This is a genomic window from Paracoccus sp. MKU1, from assembly GCF_001447385.1.
GTDB lineage: Bacteria > Pseudomonadota > Alphaproteobacteria > Rhodobacterales > Rhodobacteraceae > Paracoccus.
On sequence record NZ_LLWQ01000086.1, the window covers coordinates 11,865 to 36,289 of the forward strand.

23 protein-coding genes are annotated in these 24,425 nt (G+C 69.3%); 12 read left to right on the top strand and 11 right to left on the bottom strand.

What is annotated here, in order from left to right:
* The first annotated feature begins 131 nt into the window (after window positions 1-131).
* Window positions 132-2,258 (top strand): DEAD/DEAH box helicase, encoded by a 2,127-nt coding sequence (locus AQY21_RS05590; protein WP_082657993.1) that lies wholly within the window; start codon window positions 132-134, stop codon window positions 2,256-2,258.
* Here the strand turns inward: AQY21_RS05590 and AQY21_RS05595 are convergent.
* The 6 genes from AQY21_RS05595 to AQY21_RS05620 form a co-directional block, all read right to left on the bottom strand.
* Window positions 2,255-3,493 carry an Hsp70 family protein gene (locus tag AQY21_RS05595; protein WP_058096779.1) on the bottom strand — a complete coding sequence of 413 codons (1,239 nt, stop codon included), beginning with the start codon at window positions 3,491-3,493 and terminating at the stop codon, window positions 2,255-2,257. The genes AQY21_RS05590 and AQY21_RS05595 overlap by 4 nt on opposite strands.
* A gap of 63 nt (window positions 3,494-3,556) precedes the next feature.
* A complete protein-coding gene (locus AQY21_RS05600; RefSeq protein ID WP_058096780.1) occupies window positions 3,557-4,294 on the bottom strand; it encodes a sulfite exporter TauE/SafE family protein in 738 nt (245 codons plus the stop codon).
* A 165-nt stretch (window positions 4,295-4,459) separates the two neighbouring features.
* Window positions 4,460-4,885 (bottom strand): heme-binding protein, encoded by a 426-nt coding sequence (locus tag AQY21_RS05605; RefSeq protein WP_058096781.1) that lies wholly within the window; start codon window positions 4,883-4,885, stop codon window positions 4,460-4,462.
* Window positions 4,886-4,912: 27 nt separating this feature from the next.
* A complete protein-coding gene (locus AQY21_RS05610) occupies window positions 4,913-6,124 on the bottom strand; it encodes an MFS transporter (protein ID WP_082657991.1) in 1,212 nt (403 codons plus the stop codon).
* Window positions 6,121-6,594, bottom strand: a complete 474-nt coding sequence (locus AQY21_RS05615; RefSeq protein WP_058096782.1) for a nucleoside deaminase — start codon at window positions 6,592-6,594, stop codon at window positions 6,121-6,123. Before AQY21_RS05615 ends, AQY21_RS05610 begins: the two co-directional genes overlap by 4 nt.
* A gap of 10 nt (window positions 6,595-6,604) precedes the next feature.
* Entirely contained in the window at window positions 6,605-7,276 is a 672-nt protein-coding gene (locus AQY21_RS05620; protein ID WP_058096783.1) for an ankyrin repeat domain-containing protein, read from the bottom strand.
* A gap of 325 nt (window positions 7,277-7,601) precedes the next feature.
* On the opposite strand from AQY21_RS05620, the gene AQY21_RS05625 reads away from it, so the two are divergent.
* Complete coding sequence (locus AQY21_RS05625; protein ID WP_058096784.1) at window positions 7,602-8,990, top strand: L-cystine transporter; 1,389 nt, start codon at window positions 7,602-7,604, stop codon at window positions 8,988-8,990.
* A 232-nt stretch (window positions 8,991-9,222) separates the two neighbouring features.
* Here AQY21_RS05625 and AQY21_RS05630 read toward each other — a convergent pair whose 3' ends face one another.
* Together AQY21_RS05630 and tpa are read right to left on the bottom strand one after the other, a co-directional pair.
* Window positions 9,223-10,689 carry a PLP-dependent aminotransferase family protein gene (locus tag AQY21_RS05630; protein WP_058096785.1) on the bottom strand — a complete coding sequence of 489 codons (1,467 nt, stop codon included), beginning with the start codon at window positions 10,687-10,689 and terminating at the stop codon, window positions 9,223-9,225.
* Between the two features lie 62 nt (window positions 10,690-10,751).
* Complete coding sequence (gene tpa / locus AQY21_RS05635; RefSeq protein WP_058096786.1) at window positions 10,752-12,131, bottom strand: hypotaurine--pyruvate aminotransferase Tpa; 1,380 nt, start codon at window positions 12,129-12,131, stop codon at window positions 10,752-10,754.
* Window positions 12,132-12,466: 335 nt separating this feature from the next.
* Here tpa and AQY21_RS05640 point away from each other — a divergent pair, with 335 nt between their 5' ends.
* The 8 genes from AQY21_RS05640 to AQY21_RS05675 all read left to right on the top strand — a co-directional run bounded on the left by AQY21_RS05640 (window position 12,467) and on the right by AQY21_RS05675 (window position 20,574).
* Complete coding sequence (locus tag AQY21_RS05640) at window positions 12,467-13,678, top strand: ABC transporter substrate-binding protein (RefSeq protein WP_152988119.1); 1,212 nt, start codon at window positions 12,467-12,469, stop codon at window positions 13,676-13,678.
* 66 nt (window positions 13,679-13,744) lie between these two features.
* Window positions 13,745-14,599: a branched-chain amino acid ABC transporter permease gene (locus AQY21_RS05645; RefSeq protein WP_082657992.1), complete on the top strand. Its 855-nt coding sequence runs from the start codon at window positions 13,745-13,747 to the stop codon at window positions 14,597-14,599.
* Window positions 14,600-14,601: 2 nt separating this feature from the next.
* Window positions 14,602-15,573 carry a branched-chain amino acid ABC transporter permease gene (locus tag AQY21_RS05650; RefSeq protein WP_238986697.1) on the top strand — a complete coding sequence of 324 codons (972 nt, stop codon included), beginning with the start codon at window positions 14,602-14,604 and terminating at the stop codon, window positions 15,571-15,573.
* 1 nt (window position 15,574) lies between these two features.
* Window positions 15,575-16,342, top strand: a complete 768-nt coding sequence (locus AQY21_RS05655) for an ABC transporter ATP-binding protein (RefSeq protein ID WP_058096788.1) — start codon at window positions 15,575-15,577, stop codon at window positions 16,340-16,342.
* Window positions 16,339-17,043 carry an ABC transporter ATP-binding protein gene (locus AQY21_RS05660; protein ID WP_058096789.1) on the top strand — a complete coding sequence of 235 codons (705 nt, stop codon included), beginning with the start codon at window positions 16,339-16,341 and terminating at the stop codon, window positions 17,041-17,043. Before AQY21_RS05655 ends, AQY21_RS05660 begins: the two co-directional genes overlap by 4 nt.
* Window positions 17,044-17,054: 11 nt before the next feature.
* Window positions 17,055-18,314, top strand: a complete 1,260-nt coding sequence (locus AQY21_RS05665; RefSeq protein ID WP_238986698.1) for a Zn-dependent hydrolase — start codon at window positions 17,055-17,057, stop codon at window positions 18,312-18,314.
* On the top strand, window positions 18,311-19,795 hold the full coding sequence (locus tag AQY21_RS05670; RefSeq protein WP_058096791.1) for a M81 family metallopeptidase: 1,485 nt from the start codon (window positions 18,311-18,313) through the stop codon (window positions 19,793-19,795). Before AQY21_RS05665 ends, AQY21_RS05670 begins: the two co-directional genes overlap by 4 nt.
* 8 nt (window positions 19,796-19,803) lie before the next feature.
* Complete coding sequence (locus tag AQY21_RS05675; RefSeq protein ID WP_058096792.1) at window positions 19,804-20,574, top strand: FadR/GntR family transcriptional regulator; 771 nt, start codon at window positions 19,804-19,806, stop codon at window positions 20,572-20,574.
* Window positions 20,575-20,611: 37 nt separating this feature from the next.
* Here AQY21_RS05675 and ssb read toward each other — a convergent pair whose 3' ends face one another.
* Window positions 20,612-21,112 (bottom strand): single-stranded DNA-binding protein, encoded by a 501-nt coding sequence (ssb, locus tag AQY21_RS05680; protein ID WP_058096793.1) that lies wholly within the window; start codon window positions 21,110-21,112, stop codon window positions 20,612-20,614.
* Between the two features lie 211 nt (window positions 21,113-21,323).
* On the opposite strand from ssb, the gene AQY21_RS05685 reads away from it, so the two are divergent.
* Window positions 21,324-21,971, top strand: a complete 648-nt coding sequence (locus AQY21_RS05685) for a lytic transglycosylase domain-containing protein (protein WP_058096794.1) — start codon at window positions 21,324-21,326, stop codon at window positions 21,969-21,971.
* A gap of 59 nt (window positions 21,972-22,030) precedes the next feature.
* On the opposite strand, the gene AQY21_RS05690 is transcribed toward AQY21_RS05685, so the two are convergent.
* A complete protein-coding gene (locus AQY21_RS05690; protein ID WP_058096795.1) occupies window positions 22,031-22,603 on the bottom strand; it encodes a YSC84-related protein in 573 nt (190 codons plus the stop codon).
* A 71-nt stretch (window positions 22,604-22,674) separates the two neighbouring features.
* Window positions 22,675-23,673 carry a porphobilinogen synthase gene (gene hemB, locus AQY21_RS05695; RefSeq protein WP_058096796.1) on the bottom strand — a complete coding sequence of 333 codons (999 nt, stop codon included), beginning with the start codon at window positions 23,671-23,673 and terminating at the stop codon, window positions 22,675-22,677.
* 161 nt (window positions 23,674-23,834) lie between these two features.
* On the opposite strand from hemB, the gene AQY21_RS05700 reads away from it, so the two are divergent.
* Complete coding sequence (locus AQY21_RS05700; RefSeq protein ID WP_058096797.1) at window positions 23,835-24,401, top strand: hypothetical protein; 567 nt, start codon at window positions 23,835-23,837, stop codon at window positions 24,399-24,401.
* Window positions 24,402-24,425 lie beyond the last annotated feature (24 nt).

The following is a 24,425-nucleotide window of genomic DNA, read 5'->3' on the forward strand; positions in this document are numbered from 1 at the left end:
CGGGCCGCGACAGGATAGGCGGGCGGCTTGGCTCCGCGTTCCGGGCCGGCGGGCCATGGGAGGGCCCGGCCGCAAAGGGGAATGGTGCCTTCACCCGGATGCGCCCCCGCATCCCCTTTCTGGCGAAGAAGATGAACGAACATGATATTGCCGCGCCTCTGGCCGCGGCGCTGGCGGCCAAGGGCTATGCCAGCCTGACTTCGGTGCAAGAGGCCGCCCTGGCCCCCGAGGCGCGGGGCCGCGACGTGCTGGTCTCGGCCCAGACCGGTTCGGGCAAGACCGTGGCCTTCGGCCTGGCCATGGCCGGCGACATCCTCGACGGCGACAGCCTGCCCGAAGCGGGCCAGCCGCTGGCGCTGGCCATCGCGCCCACGCGCGAGCTGGCCTTGCAGGTGGCGCGCGAACTGGGCTGGCTCTACGAACAGGCCGGCGCGCGCATCGCCACCTGCGTCGGCGGCATGGACTACCGCACCGAGCGCCGGGCGCTGGAGCGCGGCGCCCATATCGTCGTCGGCACCCCCGGCCGGCTGCGCGACCATATCGAGCGCGGTTCTCTGGACCTGACCGCCTTGCGCGCCTGCGTGCTGGACGAGGCGGATGAGATGCTGGACCTGGGCTTCCGCGAGGATCTGGAGTTCATCCTCGGATCGGCGCCGGCGGAACGGCGCACGCTGCTGTTCTCGGCCACCGTGCCGCCGGCCATCGAGGCGCTGGCCCGCGACTTCCAGCGCGACGCGCTGCGCATCCAGGCGATGGGCGAGGCGCGCCAGCACGGCGACATCGAATATCGCGCCCTGTCGGTGACCACCCGCGACCGCGAGCATGCGATCTTCAACACCCTGCGCTATTACGAGGCCAGCCGGGCGATCATCTTCTGCAAGACCCGCGCCAATGTGAACCACCTGCTGGCGCGCATGGGCAATCGCGGCTTCAAGGTGGTGGCGCTGTCGGGCGAGCTCAGCCAGCAGGAGCGCAGCCACGCCTTGCAAGCCCTGCGGGACGGGCGGGCGCGGGTCTGCATCGCCACCGACGTCGCGGCGCGCGGCATCGACCTGCCGGGGCTGGAGCTGGTGATCCATGCCGATCTGCCCACCAATCCCGACACGCTGCTGCACCGTTCCGGCCGCACCGGCCGGGCCGGGGCCAAGGGCACTTCGGTGCTGATCGTGCCCTCCTCGGAATACAAGCGGGCGCAGCGTCTGCTTCAGCGCGCCAAGCTGGTCGCGGACTGGGGCAAGGCGCCCTCGGCCGACGAGGTGCAGGCCCGCGACGACGAACGGATGCTGGACCATCCCGCCCTGGCCGAGGTGCCGGGCGAGGAGGCGGGGCTGGCCGCCGCGCTGCTCGACCGTTTTGGCGCCGAGCGGGTCGCCTCGGCCTTCGTGCGGCTGTGGCGCGAGGGGCGCCCGGCGCCCGAGGAGCTGTCGGAAAGCACCGCCCCCGCGCCTTCGGCGCCGCGCGAGCGGGGCGAGTTCGGCCCGGCGGTCTGGTTCCTGCTCTCGGTCGGCCATTCCGGCCGGGCCGAGGCGCGCTGGCTGCTGCCCAAGATCTGCGAGGCGGGCAACATCACCCGCGACGCCATCGGCGCGATCCGGGTCAAGACCGACCAGACCTTCGTGCAGATCGCGGCAGCCGTCGCGCCGAATTTCGGCGAGCGGATCGAGCTGGAGCCCGGCCTGACCATGCGCCGGATCGAGGGCGAGCCGGTTTTCGAGACTGCCGCCGGGCGCGACAAGCGGCCCGGTCGGCAGGAGTATTTGCAAAACGGTGAAACGGCAGGGGCGGCGTCCCCCGCGCGCGAGAAGAAGCCGCATCGCGGCCAGGCGCCGCGCCCCGCACGGCCCGAGACGCTGGAGCCGCGCTTCGAGAACAGGCCCAAGCCCGAGCCGAAGCCCAAGCCCAAGCCGGCCCGGCGTCCGGCGCTGCTGGACCCGGAGGAGGTGAAACCCCGCGCCGCCCGTCCCGCGCCCGGCCGCGAGCCCGCGCCGGACGCCGAGGCGGCGGAAGCGCCGCGCAAGGCCCGCTGGAGCAGCGAGAAGAAGCAGGCGCAGAAGGCTGCGCCGAAGCCCGGCCTGCGTGCCGCAGGCTTCAAGTCGCATGGCGGCGCGGCGCGCGACGACCGCCCGGCCCGCGGTGAGGGCGCCGAGGCGCGGCCGAAACGGGCCACCGGCTTCAAGTCGCACAAGGCGGCCGGCGGCTGGCAAGGCAAGGGCGGCGACAAGCCCTTTCGCCCCGGGCCGAAGCCCGGCAAGCGTTAACCCGCCGTCGCCAGCGCCAGCCCGTCCACCACGGCGGTGAAGGCCCCCGCGCGCAGGAGCTGCGCGCCGGGGCAAAGCCGGAGCGCCTCGTCGGCGACGAAACCCATCAGGCTGGAGCCGCCGACCAGGATCACGCTGCCGACCTGCCCCGGCGCGATGCCCGCCAATCGCAGCGTCTCGGCTGCGGCCCGGTGCAGCTCCGTGCGGTGGTCCGCCAGCGCCGCGTTGAGCGAGGCGGGCGAGATCGCCGGCGCCAGCCCCGGCGCGACGAAGCCCATGGCGATGCGCGCGCCCGCGCCGGCATTGGCGGCGATCTTGCCGCGCTCGACGGCAAAGGCCAGTTCGTGGCCCAGCTCCTCGTCCAGCACCGCGACGAGGCGGTCCATAGTGGCGCGGTCAACTGCCATGCGGGCCATCTCGGCGGCCATGCGCCGGATCTCGGGGACATAGAGGAAGGGGATCTTGGCCCAGGTTGCCAGATCGACATAGATCGCGTTCGGCACCGGCAGCAGGCCCGGCCCCATGGCGCGGCGCAGTTCGCCGCCATGACCCAGCGCCGGCATGGCATGGCTCAGCGAGACCTGCTGGTCGAAATCGGTGCCGCCCAGCCGGATGCCGTGATTGGCGAGGATGTCCAGCCCCTTGCCCCGACTGCGGAAGACCGAGAAATCCGAGGTGCCCCCGCCGATATCGACGATCAGCCCGATCTCGCCCGCGCGGCCCAGGCCGTGGCTGGCCAGTGCCGCTGCCTCGGGTTCGGGCAGGAAGGCGACCTCATCGAAGCCCGCCGCCAGATAGCAGCCGCGCAGGTCGGCCTCGGCCTGCGCGTCGCGGGCCGGGTCGTTCGAGTGGAAATGCACCGGCCGGCCGGAAAGCGCGCGGCGGAAGCGGCGTCCGGTCGCCGCCTCGGCCCGCTCGCGCAGCGTGGCGAGGAAGGCGGCGACGATCTCGGACAGGGTGCGGCGCTTGCCGGAGATCAGCCGCGATTCATGAAGCAGCGCGGTGCCCAGCACGCTTTTCAGCGCCCGCATGTAGCGGCCCTCGTCCCCCTGGATCAATGCCTCGGCTGCCGCGGCGCCGATGCGCATGATGCCGCCGCGCGCCGGAAAGAAGACGGCGGTCGGCAGGGTCTCGGCCCCCGGCTCGATGGCGATGCGCAGCGGCCGGCCGTCATGCAGGATCGCGGCGGCCGAGTTCGAGGTTCCGAAATCGATGGCGAGCGTGTCGTTCCGCATCCCTGTGTCCCTGTCCGCAAAACGCGCGCTGGTAGCCCTTTGCGCGGCAGGGCGCAAGCGGGGTCAGAGCAGCCCGGCCAGCGCCCGCGCGCCGGCAAGCCCGGCCGACAGCGCCATCACGCCAAGCGCCAGCCCGCGATAATGCCGCGCCTCCAGCCGCAGGAACAGCCGCCTGCCGATCCAGGTGCCCAGGATCAGGCAGGGCAGCACGGCAAGGCTGAGCCCCAGCGTGCCCGGATCGACCGCCCCGGCGATCGCCAGCCCCGGCAGGGTGATGAGCGCCGAGACGAAGAAGAAGATCATCATCGAGGCGCGGGCGCGCGCGGCGGGCGTGCCGCTGGCGACGAAATAGGCCACGGTGGGCGGGCCCGGCATGGCGGCGAGGCTGCCGAACAGGCCCGACAGCGCCCCGGCGGCCAACGCCACGCCGCGGCCCGGCGCTCGCTGGCGCTGCGGCCGGCGCAGCATCATGCCGAGCCCGGCCAGCGAGACCGCCGCGATGGCGAGCCGCCCGGCATCGGGATCGAACAGCGCCAGCGCCGCGATGCCGAAGGGCATGCCCAGGACCGAGCCCAGCGACAGGCGCAGCACCTCGGCCCGGTCATAGCTGCCGTGCAACTGCACGAGGTCGCGAAAGCCGATGATGACCTGCAACAGGATGGCGCTGGCCACCGCCTTTCGCGGCTCGATCGTCAGCGACATCAGCGGCACGGCCGCCAGGGCGAAGCCGAAACCGGTCAGGCCCCGCAGGATGGCTGCGCCGAAGACGGCTGCGGCGAGGGGCAGAAACCAGAGCAGCATGTTCTCTTGCAGGCGGGTGGGGCAGGCGCGGCCCGGCAAGCAGGGCCGTGCCTGCCTTATCCGGGATGCCGGCCGGCGTCCAGCCCGGGCCGGCGGGGCAGGGGCGCGCTGTGGCCGAAGGGAAACGGGCCGCCGGCGCTTGGCTGGCCCGCCCCGTTCGGGCGATCAGAGGCAATGCGCCCGCCAATGATCGATGCCGGCCTGCGCAACCGCCTGGTCCTGCGCCGGCGTGCCCGAGGACACGCCGATGCCGCCGACGGTCTGGCCGTCGTGATCGACCGGCAGCCCGCCGCCCACCACCATCAGCCGGCCGCCGATGGCCGAGGAAATGCCCCAGGCCGGTGCGCCGGGCTGGCTGGCGGCGCCGTATTCATGCGTGGCCTTGCGCGCGGCGGCGGCGGTGAAGGCCTTGTCGATGGCGATGGTCGCCGAGGTGACCTTGCCGCCGTCCATGCGCGAAAAGGCCAGCAGCTGGCCGCTTTCGTCGGCGACGGCGATGCACATGGGCACGCCGATCTTGCGGGCATGGGCCTCGGCGCCGGCGATCAGCAGGCGCGCGTCCGCCTGGTCCAGTCGGGTGATGGTCAGCATGGGTTTCTCCTCCTTGTCGAAAATCGTTCACTCGGCCGGAGCGGCGCCGGCGCCTTGCGGGGCGGGATGGCGCAGGGCGTGCCGGTAGCTGGCCGGCGACAGGCGCAGCGCCAGGACACCGACCGTCAGCACGGCGGCAAGATGCAGCGCCCAGCCAGGGGTGAAGCTGCCGGTCAGATCGTGCAGCAGCGCCAGGATCCAGGGCGGGATCGCGGCCAGCAGGAAGCCCCCGCCCTGCATCAGCGCCGCCAGCGCCCCGGCCTGCGCCGGATCGGACAGGTGGTCCAGCGCCACGATCATCATCAGCGAAAAGCAGCCGCCAAGCCCGGCGCCGAGCAGGAAGGCGACGGGATGGGGCGCGGCCTCGGGGCGCAGGACCAGCATGGCAAAGCCGAGCGCCTGCATGGCCAGGCAGATCCCCAGCCACGGCCTGCGGTCGCTGCCGCGATTGGCCAGCGCCGGTGTGACCAGCGCCGAGACCGCCTGTCCGACCGCCAGCACCGCCAGCAGCCCGCCGCTGGCGCCCGCCGACCAGCCCAGGTCCTGGAACGCGGGCGAGAGCCAGGCCACCGACGAGGAATAGCCGCCGTTGATCAGCCCGAAACAGGCCATGAGCAGCCAGACCCGCGGCAGGCGCAGCCAGTGCCGCAGCCCCTGCCGGCCGCCCTGCGGCTTGCGCGGCTCGCGTGGCAGGGCCAGCGCGACCAGCAGCGCGGTCAGCGCAGCGGGCAGCGCCAGCCAGCCAAGCGCCAGCCGCCAGCTTCCCGACCAGGCGGCGATCAGCGGCGCGGCCTGCGCGCCAAAGGCGCCGCCGCCCATCATCATCGAGGCGTAAAGCCCCATGGCCAGGTTGATGCTGCGCGGGAATTCGCGCTTGATGATCGCCGGGAACACCGCCTGCACCACCGCCGCGCCCAGCCCCAGCAGCACCGCCGCGCCCAGCATGTCCAGGGCCGAATCCGCCCCGAGCCGCAGGCCCGAGCCCAGGCTCAGCACCAAAAGCGCCAGCACGGTGGCACGTTTCGCACCCAGCCGCGCCTGGATCGCCGGCCCGAAGAAGGCGCCCGCCCCCATCAGCAGGATTGGCAGCAGCGTCAGGGCCGACAGGCCCTGCATGGTCAGGCCGGTTTCGGCCGAGATCGGTGCCGCGACCGGGCCGACCCCGGTCAGGAAGGGTCGCAGCGCCAGCCCGACCATGGCCACCACGGCCAGCATCAGCGGCTGCCGGTTCGCCCTCACGCCCGGCCCTGCCGTGCCTTCCAGTCGGCATAAAGCTCGCCTGCGCCTTCGGGCCGCACCGGCATGTGGCGGATGGTCATGGATTGCTGCGCCAGGGGCTTGGCCAGTTCCTCGTAGAGCGCGGCGGTGGACAGGCCATAGGGCGCGCCGTCCTGGTTCGAATAGGCGAAATGCACCTCGGCCACGCCGGCAAGCCGCATGGCGGCCAGGCACATCGGGCAGGGCTGGCCGCTGGCGTAGACCGTGCAGCCCGAAAGATCGGGCGAGCCCAGCCGCAGCGCGGCGGCGCGCAGGGCCACCAGTTCGGCATGGGCGGTCGGGTCGTGGGTGGCGACGGTTTCGTTGACGCCGGTGGCCAGCACCTCGCCGTCCCGCACCACCACCGCGCCAAAGGGTCGGCCGCCGGCCTCCACGTTGCGATGCGCCAGCATCACCGCCTGCTCCAGATAATGCCTTGCCTGATCGGACATCGCCTTCCCTTCACCTTGCGCCGGCGGCCGCCAGCCGCGCCGCGATCGCCTCGAATCCCATGCGGCGGGCATGGGCCAGCGGGGACACCCCCTCGGCATCGGGCAGGTTCACATCGGCGCCGCCCGCGATCAGCAGATCGACGATCTGCTGCTGGCGTGCGCCGCCATCGCTCAGGAGGATCGCCTCCAGCAATGCGGTCCAGCCCAGCCGGTTGACGTGATCGACATCGACCCCGGCCTCGATCAGCCGGCGGACGGTCTCGACATGGCCGCGCTCGGCCGCCGGGATCAGCGCCGTGCCGCCGAAGCGGTTGGTGCTTTTCAGATCGGCGCCACGGGCCAGCGTCAGCTCCAGGATCTCCAGATGCCCGCGCGCCCCGGCATAGAGATAGGGGCTGTCCTGGATCTGGTCCTTGGCGTTCACGTCGGCGCCGGCCTCGATCAGCGCCCTGGCCGCCTCGACCCGGTTGGCATGGGTTGCGACCAGCAGTGGCGTGCGCCCCTCGGCGTCGCGGGGATCGACCGGCGTGCCGCGGGCCAGAAGATCGCGGATGGCCGCGACATCGCCATTGGCCGCGGCGGCGAACAGGGCGGTCTCGTGCATGGCCTGTCCCCAGCCTGCCAGGGGGCCGGCCATCACGCCCAGAAGGACGGCGGAAAGGATTGCAAGAAGCCTGTGCATGGCCTGCCTTCATGCTGCGATTGGGCCGCGCGGGCGGCGGGCCGATCCTTACAGAGCAACGAGGGATCGCAATGGCCCGCAAGGATCGGCTCGGTCGCAAGGTATCGCAGCAGGGCGTGCAGTATAATATCCAATATCCGAATACAGTTTCAATAATTCATATAATATATGCGTCAAGCCGCGGTCAGAGGGCTTGCATCCTGAGTCCAGGCCCTCTTTATCGGCAAATGACCGCAAGACTGCATGCCTCCTGCACCGGCCATGCCTATACGCCGGACGTGCATTGTGGCTTGATGGGTCAATCTGAAATTGCCGGAGATGCGCGATGGCATCCGTTCTCATCAACCTCCTGATCTTTGTCGCGCTGATCGTGGTGCTGGTCCGTCTCCAGGGCGGACAGCTCTCGCTGTCGGTGCGGGTCTTCATCGCCCTGATCCTGGGCACGCTGTTCGGGATCGGGCTGCAACTCATCTATGGCAACGGCTCGCCGGCGCTGCAAACCACGATCGACTGGATCAACGTGGCCGGCAACGGCTATGTGCAGCTGTTGCAGATGGTGGTGATGCCGCTGGTCTTCGCGGCGATCCTCAGCGCGGTGGCGCGGCTGCACGACGCCTCGGCGCTTGGCCGGATCTCGGTGCTGACGCTGGGCACGCTGCTCATCACCACGACGATCGCGGCCTTCGTCGGCGTGGTCATGTCGCTGGCCTTCGGCCTGACCGCCGAGGGTCTGGCCCAGGGCGCGGCCGAGACCGCCCGGCTGACCACGTTGGAGACCACCTATGCGCCCCGGGTCGCCGATCTGACGGTGCCGCAGCTGCTGTTGTCCTTCATCCCGAAGAACCCCTTCGCCGACCTGACCGGAGCCAACCCGACCTCGATCATCGCGGTGGTGGTCTTTGCCGCCTTCCTCGGCGTCGCCGCCATCCGCCTGCTGCGCCGCGACCCGGAAAAGGGCCGCAACCTGCTGAACCTGATCGACATCCTGCAAGCCTGGATCAGCCAATTGGTGCGGCTGATCATGGTGCTGACCCCTTACGGCGTCATGGCGCTGATGACCAAGATGGCGGCGACCTCGAACGCGGCCGACATCCTGAACCTCGGCAAGTTCGTCGTTGCCTCCTATCTCGGCCTGGCGATCATGTTCGTGGTGCATGCCGTGCTGCTGAGCCTGACGGGGGTGAACCCTCTGACCTTCTACCGCAAGATCGTCCCGGCGCTGACCTTTGCCTTCTCCAGCCGCTCCAGCGCCGCGACCATCCCGCTGAATGTCGAGATCCAGACCCGCCGGCTGGGCGTGCCGCAGACCATCGCCTCCTTCTCGGCCTCATTCGGGGCGACCATCGGCCAGAACGGCTGCGCCGGGCTCTATCCGGCGATGCTGGCGGTGATGGTGGCGCCGACCGTGGGCATCGACCCGCTGGATCCGGCCTGGATCATGACGCTGCTGGCCATCGTCACGCTGTCCTCGGCGGGGGTCGCGGGCGTGGGCGGGGGCGCCACCATGGCGGCGCTGATCGTGCTGCCGGCCATGGGCCTGCCGGTGACGCTGGTGGCGCTGCTGATCTCGGTCGAGCCGCTGATCGACATGGGCCGCACGGCGCTGAACGTCTCGGGCTCGATGACCGCCGGCACCGTCACCTCGCAGATCCTTGGCCAGACCGACAAGGCGATCCTGCAAAGCCGCGAAGAATCCGGCCTGCAAAACGCCTGATCTCCCGCCCGGCGCCGTCTTTTCCGCGCGGCGCCGGGTTTCACCGTTTCCCAAATACTCATGCGACGGTGCCGCAGGCCTCGCCCTATCCCCGGATGCCATCGCCGCGCCGTATCGCCCCGGATCGGTTCGGTGCCACACGAGCCTGCCCTGACCAGCCGGCTACGGCATCGCCGCCGCACCCGCCCTCACCGCAACCCAGGCCGGGACAGAGGCGCACCCAGGCCCCGCTTCAGCCCACCATCTCCCGCAAGACCTCGCCGATGCGGCGAATGCCCTCCGCGATCCGCTCCGCAGAGATGGACGAATAGGCAAGCCGAAAGAAGCCCTTCCCGCGCGCGGGAACCGCAAAGAACGGTGCGCCGGGTTCGATCAGCACGTCGCGCGCCTTGAGCCGCGCCGCGAGCTCGGCGGAATCCACCCCCTCGGGCACCGCCAGCCACAGGCTGGAGCCGCCGGTCGCCTCGGGCGAGGCCAGTTGCAGCCCCTCGCGCGCGATGGCGGCCAGCATCACCTCGCGCCGCCGGGCATAGGCGCGGCGCATCCGGTTGGCCTGCGCGTCGTAATGGCCGAGCGACAGGAAATGCGCCAGCGTGCGCTGCATATGGCCGGGCGGGTGGCGCAGCACCATGCCGCGCAGCGCCCGCGCCTCGGCGATGAAACGGGGATCGGCCACGACATAGCCCAGCCGCACGCCGGGAAAGACCGATTTCGAGAAGGAGCCGATATAGATCACCGCGCCCGCCCGGTCGATGGCCTTGAGCGCGGGCGAGGGCGCGCCGGCAAAGGACATCTCGAATTCGTAATCGTCCTCGACCACCGCGAAGCCCTGGGCCTGGGCGCGGGCCAGCAGCTCCTTGCGGCGGGCCAGCGGCATGGTGGAATTGGTCGGGCATTGGTGACTCGCCGTGGTGAAGACCGCAGCGACCCCGGGCGGGACGGCGTCGGGGGGCAGGCCGCGCGCATCGACCGGCACCGGCAGGATGCGGGCGCGGCTGGCCAGCAGGATCTCGCGCTGGCCGGGATAGGAAGGGTCCTCAACGGCGCAGGAGGCGCCGGGCCGCAGCAGCACCTGCGCCACCAGCCACAGCGCATTCTGCGCCCCCATGGTCAGCAGGATCTCGTCGCGCCCGGCGCTGATGCCGCGCCGGGGCAGGATCTGGCGGGCGATGTGATCGACCAGTTCCGGGTCGTCGGCGTCGTAGAGATCGCCGGTCAGGCTGTCGAACTCGCGCCGGCCGAGCGCGCGCATGGCGCAGTCGCGCCAGGCGGCGTGATCGACCAGCGCCGGATCGGCCTGGCCGTAGACGAAGGGATAGGCGAAGCGGCGCCAGTCGCGCTCGCGATCCCCGCGCGCCGCCCGCGCGAAGCGGCCCTCGAGCTGGCTGTCCCAGTCGAAGCGCGGCGTATCCGGGGCGGGGGGCTCGGCCTCCAGCCGCCGCTCGATGCTGTCCGAGATGTAATGGCCCGAACGGTCGCGGCTGGCCAGGTAATCGGTCGAGACGAGCTCCGCGAAGGCCTGCGCCACCGTCACCCGCGCCACGCCCAGATGCCGGGCCAGCGCGCGGGTCGAGGGCAGTTTCTCGCCCGCGCGGAAGCGGCCGGCGGTCACCGCGGCGATGATCTGGCGCCGCAGCTGCACCTGCAAGGGCAGGCCGGCGGCATGGTCCAGGAAGAAGGCGTCGGGGGGAATCGGCATGGGGTGATCCGGGGCGGCATTCGGGGTTCATCAGTTCCCCGAATGCCGCCGCGGATCAAGGGTCAGGCAAAGACCTTGGTCAGCGCGTTGTCGATGGCATCGGTGATGCGGTCGATGTCGTCGGCGGTGGCGATCAGCGCCGGCGACAGGCAGAGCGTGTTGTTGAAGCCCGGCAAGGACCGGTTGGTGGCGCCGATGATGACGCCCTGCGCCAGGCAATCCGCCACCACGGCCTGCACCTTCTTCTCGTCCATCGGCTCCTTGCTGGCGCGGTCGGCGACCAGCTCGGCGCCGCAGAACAGGCCCTTGCCGCGCACGTCGCCGATGACCTTGTGCTTCTCCATCAGCGCGTTGAGGTTCGCCAGCGTGCGCTCGCCCATGGCGACGGTGTTGTCGAGCAGCCCCTCGTCCTCGATGATGCGCATGTTCTCGATCGCCGCCACCGGCCCCGAGGTGCAGCCGCCGAAGGTCGAGATGTCGCGGAAGAAGCTCATGCCGTTCTCGGGCGCGTCCTTGAACATCTCGAAGACGCGCTCGGTGGTGACGGTGCAGGAGATCGCCGCATAGCCCGAGGCGACGCCCTTGGCCATGGTCACGAAATCCGGCTCGATCCCGTATTGCTGATAGCCGAACCAGGTGCCGGTGCGGCCGAGCCCGCAGACCACCTCGTCGATATGCAGCAGGATGTCGTATTTGCGGCAGATCTCCTGCACGCGCTGCCAATAGCCTTCGGGGGGCGTGATGACGCCGCCGCCGGCGGTCACCGGCTCCAGCACGATGGCGCCGACGGTGTCGGGTCCCTCGCGCAGGATCACCTCCTCGATGGCGTCTGCGGCACGCTCGCCATAGTTTTCCACGTCCCATTGCTTGCGGTATTCAAGGCAATGCGGCACGCGCACGAAGCCGTCGGGGAAGGGGCCGTAGGCGATGGCGCGCTGGTCCTGGCCCGAGGTCGCGAGCGTGCCGATGGTGGTGCCGTGATAGTCGCGGTCGCGGTAGAGGATCTTCCATTTCTTGCCGCCATGGTGGCGCGCCGCGATCTGGCGCACCATCTTGTAGACCTTCTCGTTCGCCTCGGAGCCCGAGTTCGAGTAATAGACCCGGGTCATGCCCGGCATCTTCTCGATCAGCTTCTGCGCGAAGATCGCGCCCGGCACGGTGCCGGCGGCGCCGGCGTAATAGTTCAGCTTGACCAACTGGTCACGGATCGCATCGGCGATGCTTTCGCGGCCATAGCCCACGTTGACGGTCCAGACGCCGCCCGAGACCGCATCGAGGAATTCGCGCCCGGTGGCATCCCAGAGCCGCATCCCCTTGCCCTCGACGAAGACGCGCGGGTCGATGGTCTCATACTGCTTGTGCTGGCTCAGGTGGTGCCAGACATGGGCGCGGTCGGCGGCGACCACATGCGACATGTCGTTGGGGTTCAGATCGAGCGTCATGGCCGGACTCCTGCGGGTGAAGGGCGTTTCCCCTTGACTGCGCCCGAACGCGGCAAAGGGATAGAGCCAGATTATGCCAATAGATGGGGCCAGTTCTGGTCAGGCGGGGCCGAATCGGGGTGCTTGGCGTGTTGCTGCGCGCGTTTTTCCAACGCTGGTTCTGCGAGTGCGAAAAATCATGCCGCGCTGCAAAAACTGTCATCATGTTATTTTAAATAGAAAAATATTCATAAGACGTAGCGAAACGGATTATAGACAGATAATCCTATCTATACGTATAGTTTTGAAAGTTGCCTCCCCAAGAACCAATGCAACGCCAACAACAGGGTTTCCCCATGATCAATCGTCGTCGTTTTCTGACCACATCCACGCTGGCCGCCGCCTCGCTGGCCGCGCCGGGGCTTGTCACCCGTGCCCTTGCCCAGGGCGAGGCGCTGAAGATCGGCGTGCCGGTGCCGATCTCGGGCGCCTTCGCCGCCAACGGCAAATTCGCCACCATCGGCGCGGTGATGGCCGCCGAAGAGGTCGCGGCCGCGCATGGCGTACAGGTCTCGACCCTCGACCTCGATACCGAGGGCAAGCCCGCGACCGCGGTGCGCAAGGTACAGGACGCGCTGGCGCAGGACGGGGTGAAGCTGTTCGCGGGCGGCATCCTGTCGTCGGAATCGCTGGCCATGGGCAAGGAGGTCGAGCGCGGCGGCGGCGCCTTCATGACCACCGCCGGCGCGGACGAGATCACCGGCGTCGATTGCAACAAGGCCACCTTCCGCTGGTCGGTGCCGACCCATGGCGCCATCAACGAGACGGTTCGCCCGATCATCGACGCGCTGCCCGACGCGAAGAAATGGTATACGATCACCCCGCAATATGTCTTTGGCGACGGCCTGCTGAACGCCGCCAAGGCCGTGTTCGAGGAAAAGGGCATCGAGCATGTCGGCAACAGCTACCACTCGCTGACCGACAAGGAATTTTCCGGCTACCTGACCAATGCCATCGCCGCGCAGCCCGACGTGCTGCTGCTCCTGAACTTCGGCGCGCAAAGCTCGGACACGCTGCGGCAGGCGGTCAGCTTCGGGCTGAAGCAGCGCATGACCATCGTCGTCGCCTGGGCCTCGGGGCTGGAGCAGTTCGAGGCACTGGGGCCGGATATCTGCGAGGGCGTCTATTTCGGCGCGCAATACTGGCACGGCGCCGATTCGGCGCTGAACCGCGAGCTGGTCGCCAAGGTGCAGGAAAAGCACGGCTTCAACCCGAATTACTCCTTTGCCGGTTCCTATATCTGCGCGAAACTGCTGCTGGAGGCGGCGGTCCAGGCCGGCTCGCCGGATGGTGCAGGCGTCGCCGCGGCGCTGAACGGGCTGAAATACCAGGGCCTGACCGGCGAGGAGGAGATCCGCGCCGCCGACCACCAGGTCATCAAGGACTATTACCTGCTCAAGGGCAAGGCCAAGGCCGACATGGCTGACAAGGACGATTACGCCGAGATCATCAGCGCCGGCAAATCCTTCCTTTCGCCCGAGGATGCCGGCTGCACCATGCCCGCCTGATCCCCCGCCTCCCCGCGCGGCCGCCGGTCGCGCGGGGCCTTTTCGCCCGGTTTCAGGGAGAAGCCCGTGATCTACCTTTTTCAGGTTCTGAACGGCATCGGTCTGGGGATGCTGTATTTCCTGCTCGCCGTCGGCCTCAGCGTCATCTTCGGCCTCTTGCAGTTCGTGAACTTCGCCCATGGCGCCTTCTACCTGCTGGGCGCCTATCTGACCTATGACCTGACCATGCGCGGCTTCAGCTTCTGGGCCGCCATGCCGCTGGCCACGCTGATTGTCGCCGGCCTTGCCGCGCTGATCGAGGCAGTGCTGCTGCATCGCATCTACAAGCTGCCGCATACCTTCCACATCCTGGTGACGGTCGGCCTGGCGCTGGTCGTGCAGGAACTGGTCATCATCGCCTGGGGGCCGCTGGGCGGCTCGGTGCCGGCGCCCGAGGGGTTGCAGGGCGTCGTCATCCTGGGCGATTTCATCTATCCGCAATATCGCCTCTTCACCATCGGCTTCACCGCCGTCCTGGCCGGGCTGCTGTGGTGGCTCTTGGAGGGCACGCGGCTGGGCGCCATCGTGCGCGGCGGCTCCGAGTCGCCCGCGAACATGGCGCTGCTGGGCTACAACACGCTGCGCATCAACACCGCCGTCTTCGGCTTCGGCGCCGGGCTTGCCGGGCTGGCGGGCGCGCTGGCCGCGCCGATCCGCGGCGTCGAGCCCTTCATGGGGATCGAGGCGCTGTCGGTGGCCTTCGTCGTCGTCGTGATCGGCGGCATGGGCAGCTATACCGGCGCGCTGGTCGCGGGCCTGCTGGTGGGCGTGGTGCAAAGCGTCATGACCACGCTCTGGCCGGAAGGCGCGCGGCTGATGATCTATGTCGGCATGGCGCTGGTCATCGCGCTGATGCCCCGCGGCCTGTTGGGGAGGGCATGAGCATGAACCCGCTCGACAAACCCTATGCGCAGCTGGCGCTGGCGCTGCTGACCGTGCTGGTCCTGCCGCTGTTCCTGAAATCCGGCATCCTCGCGACCGAGATCCTGATCTTCGCCATGGTCGTCGCCGCCTGCAACCTGCTGCTGGGCTATACGGGCCTGCTGTCCTTCGGCCAGGGCATCTTCTTCGGCATCGGCACCTATGTCGCGGGTATCTGCCTGACGCGCTGGCAGGTCCCGGTGCCCCTGGTGCTGGCCGGCGCGGCGGTGCTGGGCGCGGCCACGGCCACGCTGGTCGGTTGGCTGTCGATCCGCCGGCAGGGGGTCTATTTCGTCATGCTGACGCTGGCCTTCTCGCAGCTGTTCTATTTCGTCGCCTATACGTTCAGCGGCGTGACCGGCGGCGACAACGGGCTGCTGGGCGTGCCGCGCCCCTCGGTCGGCGGCACGGCGCTGAACGCGCCCTGGTCCTATTACACTTTCGTCGCCATCTGCTTCGTGGCGGTCTTCGCGGTGCTGGTCATGGTCACGCAATCGACCTTCGGCCGCACCCTGCTGGCGATCCGCGAGAACGAGGGGCGGGCGGCCGCCATCGGCTTTCCGACCCGGCTGTTCAAGATCGAGGCCTTCGCCATCTCGGGCGCGGTCACGGCCTTCGGCGGCGCGCTGCACGCGATGCTGATCGGCGTCGCGCCCCTGTCCAACATCGAATACCACACCAGCGAGCTGATCCTGATCATGACCATCATCGGCGGCAGCTCCAGCCTGTTCGGCTCGGTTCTGGGGGCGGGGTTCTACCTGCTCTTGGCCGATGCGCTGTCCACCGTCTGGCCGCGCTGGCTGCTGCTCTTGGGCCTGGTGCTGGTCACCGTGGCGCTGTTCCTGCAACGCGGGCTCTGGGGTCTGGTCGAGCGCGGCTATGACCTGGTCTTCCGCCGCGAGCGCGCGCCCGAAACCCCGGCCGAGGAGCATTGAGATGACCGACATCGCATTGCAGACCCGCGGCCTGGGCGTCAAATACGGCACCTTCCACGCGCTGGCCGAAGTGGACTTGCAGATCCGCCGCAACTCGGTCCATTCGATCATCGGGCCGAACGGCGCCGGCAAGACCACGCTGTTTCACGCGCTGACCGGGCGGGTGCGGGCATCCTCGGGCCGGATCGAGCTGGACGGGCGCGACATCACCGACACTTCGGACGACGACCGGGTGCGGCTGGGCATCGCGCGCTCGTTCCAGGTGACCAGCCTGTTCCCGAACCTGGCCCTGCGCGAGAACCTGCGCCTCGCCGCGCAGGGCCGCACGCCCTGGCAGGCGCTGGCCCCCTGGCGGCGGGCGGAATCGAATGCCGAGGCGCTGGCCATCGCCGATGAGGTGATCGAGCGGCTGGCGCTTGCCCCCGTGTCGAACCGGCTGGCGGGCGAGCTGTCGCATGGCCAGCAGCGCCGGCTGGAGGTCGGCATGGCCATGGCGGCGCGGCCGCGCGTCATCCTGCTGGACGAGCCGACATCCGGCATGGGCATCGACGACATCGAGGCGATGAAGCAGCTGATCCGCGACCTGGGCCGCGACCATACCGTGCTGTTCATCGAGCATAACATGGGCATCGTCATGAACATCTCGGACGTGGTCACGGTGATGCGGCTGGGCCGCAAGCTGGTCGAGGGCACGCCCGCCCAGGTCCGCGACGACCCCGAGGTGCAGCGCGCCTATCTGGGCAACATGATCACGGGGGACATCGCATGACCGCCGCGCTGAAACTGACCGATCTGCACAGCTATTACGGCAAGAGCCATATCCTGCAAGGCGTCACGCTGGAGGTCGGGCCGGGCGAGATCGTCACCCTGCTGGGCCGCAACGGCGCCGGCAAAAGCACGACGCTGAAGACGGCGGTGGGCCTGATCACGCCGCGTCAGGGGCGCGTCGAACTGGCCGGCCGCGACATGACCGGCCAGCCGGCGCATCGCATCGCCTCGGCCGGGCTGTCGCTGGTGCCCGAGGATCGCGGCATCTTCCAGCTGCTGACCGTCGAGGAGAACCTGCGCATCGCCGAAAAGCGCGGCTCGCCATGGTCGCTTGGCGACATCTATCGCATCTTTCCGCGGCTCGAGGAGCGCAGGAAGAACGGCGGCGGCCAGCTGTCGGGGGGCGAGCAGCAGATGCTCTCGATCGCCCGGGCGCTGCTGAACAGTCCCAAGGTGCTGATGCTCGACGAGCCGGTCGAGGGCCTCGCCCCGATCATCGTCGAGGAGATCGTCGCCCAGATCCGCCTGATCCGCGAGGCCGGCGTGCCGATCCTGCTGGTCGAGCAGAACCTTGCCGTCTGCAGCCAGCTTGCCGACCGGCATTACATCCTGGAACTGGGCCGCATCGTGCATTGCGCCAGTGCCGACGAGTTCCGCAGCGACCCGGACACCATCGACCGCTATCTGGGCGTGAAGGCATGAAGGAAAACACCATGTCCAACCTGACAATCGACGCCGAAAGGCTGTGGGACAGCCTGATGGAGACGGCGCGGATCGGGGCCACGCCCGACGGCGGCATCGCCCGGCTGACGCTGTCCGAGGACGACCGCCGCGTGCGCGACTGGCTGCGCGCCCAATGCGACGCGCTGGGGCTGGAGATGGTGGTGGACGAGGCCGGCAACATGTTCGTCACCCGTCCCGGCGCCCGTCCCGATCTGCCCGCCATCGCCATGGGCAGCCATCTGGATACCCAGCCCACGGGGGGCAAATTCGACGGCGTGCTGGGGGTGCTGGCGGGGCTCGAGGTGCTGCGCACGCTCGACGCCGCCGGCTACCGGACCGAGGCGCCGCTGATGCTGGTCAACTGGACCAACGAGGAGGGCTCGCGCTTTTCGCCGGCCATGCTCGGCTCGGGCATCTGGGCCGGGGTCTATAGCCGCGAATACGGCGACGGGCGCACGGACGCCCGCGGCGACAGCTTCGGCGCCAGCCTTGACCGCATCGGCTATCGCGGCGAGGCCAAGGCGGGCGCGGTCCGCTTCGGCGCCATGTTCGAGCTGCATATCGAGCAGGGGCCGATCCTGGAGGCCGAGGGGGCGCAGATCGGCGTGGTGCAGGGCATCCAGGGCATGCGCTGGTTCGAACTGACGCTGACCGGTACGGCGGCGCATACCGGCTCGACGCCGATGGGGATGCGCCGCAACGCGCTGCTGGGCATGGCGCGGGTGATCGAGGGCATCGACCGCATCGCCAAGGCGCATGCGGACGCGGTGGGCAGCATCGGCTTCCTGGAGATCAGCCCGAACTCGCATAACGTCATCCCCGGCGAGGTGCGCGCGACCATCGACCTGCGCCACCCCTCGGACGCGGTGCTGGACCGGATGCAGGCCGAGGTCGAGGCGCTGGTGCAGGAGGCCGCTGGGGCGGTCGGGCTGGAAAGCCGGCTGGAGCAGATCTCGCGCACCGCGCCGGTGGCGTTCGACGCCGAATGCATCGCCTCGGTCAGGGCGGGAGCGCAGGCGGCGGGCTATTCGACGCGCGACATCATCTCGGGCGCCGGCCATGACGCGGCCCATGCGGCGGCACTGGCGCCGACGACGATGATCTTCGTGCCCTGCAAGGACGGGCTGAGCCACAACCCCGCCGAATCGACCGAGCCCGCGGAATGCGCCGCCGGGGCGCAGGTGCTGCTCGAGGCGGTGCTGGACTACGACCGCCGCATGGCCGAGACCCGCAAGGGGGTCGCCGCATGACCCGCCTTGTCCTGGCCCGGCTGAACCACGAGACCAACAGTTTCTCGCCGGTCAAGACGCCGCTGGCCGCCTTCGCCCCGAAATGGGGCGAGGACGCGCTGGCGGCGGCCGAGAATTATCCCGCCGCCATCGGCGCCTTCCACGCCTTCGCCCGCCGCATCGGCGCCGAAACCGAGGTGCCGGTGCTGGCCCATGCCATGCCCTCGGGGCCGGTCGAGGACGAGGCCTTCGAGGCCATGGCCCAGGCGATCCTCGCCGCGGTGGAAAAGGGCTGCGACGGCATCCTGCTGGACCTGCACGGCGCCATGGTCACCCGCAGCCATGACGACGGCGAGGGCGAGCTGCTGCGCCGCATCCGCGCCGCCGCGCCGGGCGTGCCCATCGGGGTGGCGCTGGATCTGCATGGCAACATCACCGAAGGCATGCTGGATCATTGCGACGTGATCGCGGGCTTCAAGACCTATCCGCATGTGGACATGGTCGAGACCGGCGAGCATGTCCTGCGCCTGTTCGAACCGCTGCTTTCCGGCGCTCCGCGCCCGGCGATGGCGCTGTGCCATCCGCCGATGCTGGCTGCGACGCTGTGCATGAACACGACGACCGACTGCGCCATGACCGACCTGATCGCGCTGGCGCGGCAGGCCGAGGCGCGGCCGGGCGTGCAGGCGGTGACGGTCTTCGGCGGCTTTCCGATCTCGGATCTGGCCGAGACCGGCCTGTCCATCGTCAGCGTCGCCGACACGCCCGAGCTTGCGCGCGCGGTCGCGCGGGAACTGGGCCGCGAGGCATGGCGGCGGCGCGCCGAATATGTCTATGCCGAAGAGCCCTTGCCGCAATCCATCGCCCGCGCCGCGGCGCTGGCCAATGGTTCGGCGCCTGTGCTGCTGCTGGACCATGGCGACAATTGCATGTCGGGCGGCAGTTGCGACGTGATGGATGTGCTGGAGGAGTTGCTGGCCGCCGGCCATGAGGGGATCATGGTCGGCCCCATTGCCGACCCGCAGACCGTGGCCCAGCTTGTCGCGGCGGGCGAGGGGGCCGCGGTCGAGATCGCGCTTGGCAACAAGACCCCGGCCGAGGGCCTGCCCGCGCCCCGCCCGCCGCTGCGGCTGACGGGCCGGGTCACGGCGCTGTCGGATGGGCGCTACCGTGTCGCCGGACCGATCTACAACGGGCAGGAGCTGTCGATGGGCCGCGCCGCCGCCTTCGACACCGGCGCCGCGCGCATCGTGATCTGCGAGGAACCGCATGAGCCGCTGGACCTGGGCGTGTTCGCCAGCCTCGGCCTCGATGCCACCTCGGCACGCTTCCTACACCTGAAATCGCGCATGTATTGCCGTCCGGTGTTCGAGCCGCTTGCGAAAGCCGTGGTGGAATGCGCAAGCTCGGGCGTAACCGCCTCGGATTACGATCTCTTTGCTTTCAAAAAACTCGTCCGGCCCATATATCCGCTGGACCCCGGGACAATCTGGCAAGGCTGAAGGACCGCATGGATCAGGACGCGCCGGCAGGCAAGGAACGCAGGCTTACCCGCATCAAGCTGTCGGACCAGGTGGCCGAGGACATCCGCCGCCGCATCGCCCGCGACGGGTTGCTGCCAGGCGACCGCCTGCCGCATGAGCGCGCGCTGATGGAGCATTACGGCTGCTCGAAAGGCACCATCCGCGAGGCCCTGAAGGCGCTGGAGGTCGAGGGGCTGGTGCGCATGCTCTCGGGACCGAACGGCGGGCCCGAGATCCAGCCCGCCTCGATCGACATCGTCACCCAGCAGCTGCGGCAATACCTGCATTTCCAGAAGATCGACTTCGCCCAGGTCTATGAGCTGCGCCAGTCGCTGGAGGTCAGCCTGGCCCGCAACGTCATCGGCAAGCTGACGCCCGAGCATTTCCGCCGGCTCGAGGAGAACATCCGCGTCTGTGAAGCGGCGAACGCGGCGCAGGACCGCGCCGTGGTCCGTCGGGCCGAGACCGAGTTTCACGACATCCTCTGCGAGGCCTCGGATAACGTGATCCTGGTCTTCATGTGCCGCTTCCTGAACAGCATGCTGCGCGATCTGGTCAGCTATCGCAGCGAAAGCATGCGCGAGCACGAGATCTTCGGCGAGGCGAATATCGAGAGCCACCGGCAACTGCTGGCCGCCTTCCGCGCCGAGGACGGCGATGCCGCGGCCCGGATCATGCACGATCACATGTGCTGCGCCGAAAGCTACATGCGCCGGCTGGACGCTTCGTTCCGCTCGGACCTGCTGAGCCGGTTCTGAAACGGAAAATCCCGGCCGCGAGGGGCCGGGACCGGGATCAGAACGGGATGTCGTCGTCGAAATCGGGCCGGCTTTGCGACTGCCCGCCACCGGACGAACTGCCGCCCGACGCGCCGCCTCCATAGCCGCCGCCGCCGTAGCTGCCGCCACCATAGCCTTCATCGCGACCACCGCCGCCCGCGCCGCCACGGCCGTCGAGCATGTGCAGTTCGCTGCGGAAGGGGCGCAGGGCAACCTCGGTCGAATAGCGGTCGTTGCCGCTTTGGTCCTGCCATTTGCGGGTTTCCAGCTGGCCCTCGACATAGACCTTACTGCCCTTTTTCAGGAACTGCTCGGCCACGCGGACCAGCGGCTCGGAATAGATAGCCACCGTATGCCATTCGGTGCGCTCGCGCCGCTCGCCGGTGTTGCGATCCTTCCAGGTTTCCGAGGTCGCGATGCGCAGGTTCGCGACCTTGCCGCCGCTGGGAAAGGTGCGGATTTCCGGGTCCTGCCCCAGATTGCCGACCAGGATCACCTTGTTCACGCTGCCTGCCATGCCGCGGGTCCTTTTCTTTGCGTTTATCCTGCGCGGGTGTAGCGCGGAGGCCCTGCTTAAGGTAGCGCGGCGACAAGCGGAAGATGATATCGGCGGAAATCCGCCGAATAATCCGGCTGCGGGTGCGTCATGAAATCCTCTTGCGGCGCCCGCCCGGCTTTGCGCTATAGTGCCGCCTAAAAAAGACAACGGCATGCATGAGGGACCAGCGATGCTTTCACGCGATCGGGCGATGCTGCGCCAGTTGGGCCGGGCCGTCATGGCCCTGACGCTTTCGGCCGGCTTGGCCGCACCCGCTGCGGCCGAGGGGCTGCGGCTGCAAGTGAAAAGCGGCAAGTCGCGGCTGGCGCAGTTCGAGCGCCAGACCCGGCTGATGGATTCGCGCCTGGCCGGTCAATATCAGCAATCGGCCCGGCTGCGCCCCGGCGGCACCTCGACCAAGAGCGTGGTCGAGTTGGACCTGCCGACCGCGGTTCCCGCCTACAGGGGCAGCCGGCGCAGCCAATATCTGCCCCATGCCCGCGCCATGGCCCGCAAGCATGGCATCCCCGAGGACCTGTTCCTGCGCCTGGTGCAGCAGGAATCGGGCTGGAATCCCTCGGCCCGCTCGCACAAGGGGGCGCAGGGGCTGGCGCAGTTGATGCCCGGCACGGCGGCGAAGCTGGGCGTCGATCCGAACGACCCGATCCAGAACCTGGAGGGCGGCGCGCGCTATCTGCGCATGATGTACAACACCTTCGGAAACTGGCGGCTGGCGCTGGCGGCCTATAATGCGGGGCCGGGGGCGGTGGCGAAATATGGCGGCGTGCCGCCCTATCGCGAGACGCGCAACTACGTCCGCATCATCCACGGCAGTTGAAACGGAAAAGGCCGGGCAGGGCGCCCGGCCTTTCCGATTCCGCCCGCAGGTTCCGCGCCTCAGAAGGTCGAGGGGATGATGCGGGTGTATTTCGTCCCGGCGATCGAGGCGCCGGCCATCAGCCCCGACTGGCCGAAGACCATCGCCACCACCGGCTGCTGCGAGGTGATGGTGTCGGTGCCCATGGAGACGCCGCCGGCGGGCAGGGCGTAATAGGCCCCGGCCTCGGCCACCCAGCCCGGCGCCTTGCGGAAATCGGCCAACGCGGCATCGGTCTGGAAGATCAGCACATGGGCATATTGCTGGGCGCCGATCTGGAAGCCGACGCTGGCCTGGGTCGCCGAATAGTAATCCACCGTCACGTCGTTGATGCGCAGCGCGCCCTGGCCATAGGCACCGCCCACGCCGAACCCCGCCTCGGTCATCAGCGGCATGTAGAGCACGCCCTTGGCGTTCTGCACCATGGGGGCCACGTTGGGATAGGTGCGCCGCAGGAAATCCCGCGTCGCATCGACGCGCGCGTCCAGCCGCGACGGCGCATCCTGCCCGACCGCGTTCGAGCAGCCCGCCAGCCCCAGCGCCGCACCGCCCAGCAGCACCAGGCGCCGGCTCATCCGCGTGGAATCCATCATCTTTTTCCCTCGTTCCCTGATCGGCGGCTGGCCCGCCTGTCAAGGCCGCGATGATAAAGGAGCCGGCGGCCTCACGCCAGCCTTTCGGCCACCTGCGGCGCGTAATAGGTCAGGATGCCGTCGCAGCCGGCGCGGCGGAAGGCGAGCAGGCTTTCGATCACCACATCGCGAGACAGCCAGCCGTTGCGGATCGCGCCCTCAATCATCGCATATTCGCCGCTGACCTGGTAGGCGAAGGTCGGCGCCGCGAACTGGTCGCGTACCATGCGGCAGATGTCCAGATAGGGCATGCCGGGCTTGACCATGACCATGTCGGCGCCCTCGGAGAGGTCGCGGGCGACGCAGCGCATCGCCTCCTCGCGGTTCGCCGGATTCACCTGATAGGTCTTCTTGTCGCCCACCAGCCGCCCCGAGGCGCCCACCGCGTCGCGGAACGGGCCATAGAAGCCGCTGGCGAATTTCGCCGCATAGGACAGGATCGCCACGTCCTTGTGCCCCTGGCTTTCCAGCAGGCTGCGCAGCGCGCCGATGCGCCCGTCCATCATGTCCGAGGGGCCGAGGATGTCCGCCCCCGCCTGGGCCTGCACCAGCGCCATGCGGCCAAGCGCTTCGACCGTTTCGTCGTTCAGGATCACGCCGTCGCGCACCAGCCCGTCATGGCCGTTGGCGTTATAGGGGTCCAGCGCGATATCGGTCATCACCGCCAGCTCGGGCGCCACCTCCTTGATGGCGCGGATGGCGCGGTTGCCGATGTTCTCGGGGTCCCAGGCGCGCTCGCAGCTCTCGGTTTTCAGGTCCGGGTCGGAATGCGGGAAGATGCAGATCGCCGGGATGCCCAGCCGCATCGCGGTTTCCGCGGCGCGCTTCGCGCCGTCCAGCGTCAGCCGCTCGACCCCGGGCATCGAGGGGATCTCGCCCTCGCCCCCCGCGATCTCGGTCACGAAGATCGGCCAGATCAGGTTGGCGGGGGTCAGGTTCACCTCGGTCACCATGGCGCGCAGCGCCGGCGTGCGGCGCAGCCGGCGCAGGCGGGCGGCGGGGAAGGGGGCGGCGATCGGGGTCGGGGACATGGCGGGGCCTGTGGCTGCGGGGATCTGGACCCGAAACTGCACCCTGGGCCGGCAGCGTGCAACCCCCGTGGCGCCCTCCGCCGCCGGTGGCGGAAAATCGTGGTTTTCCTTTGCGCCACGCCCGGTTAGTTTGCCTTGCGCAACCGCTGCAAGGAGAAGACGTGCCCCGACCCGAGGGAATCCTCGCCCTGCTGGACAGCCGGTCCTTCGGCTCGATCTGGTTCTGGGTGATCCTGACTCTGGCCTGGACCATGGCGGGGCGGCGCATCCTGGGCGTGCCCTCGGACGTGATTGCCGGGGCGATCGGCGCCGAGCCGGGCCCCGAGGACGATCCGGCGGCGCTGGCATTGCTTGACTGGCTGTCGTTGACCCTGCCGCGCTGGCGCATCGACCGGCGCGAGGGCGCGATCCTGCTGGGGCTGGGCTCGTTCCTGCTGACGACGCTGGCGATCCTGGGCTTTGGCTACGGGCTGGAGATGGCGCAGGCGCTGGTGCTGCTGGTCCTGCCCTTCGCCTTGCTTTTTGCGCTGGAGATGCGGCTGGCGCGGCGGCTGCGGGCGGTGCTGGCCCGGGCCGAGGTGGGCATGCCGGTGAACGAGGCCGGGGCCGAGGCGGCACGTCTGATGCGCCGGCACAAGGCGCTGATCCTGGCGATGTCGATCCTGGCGGTCGCGCTGACCGCCTTTTACGGGGCGATCTGGATGATCGCCCATCCCTTCGGCTTCTGAACCGGTCTTGACTTCGCCCGTTCC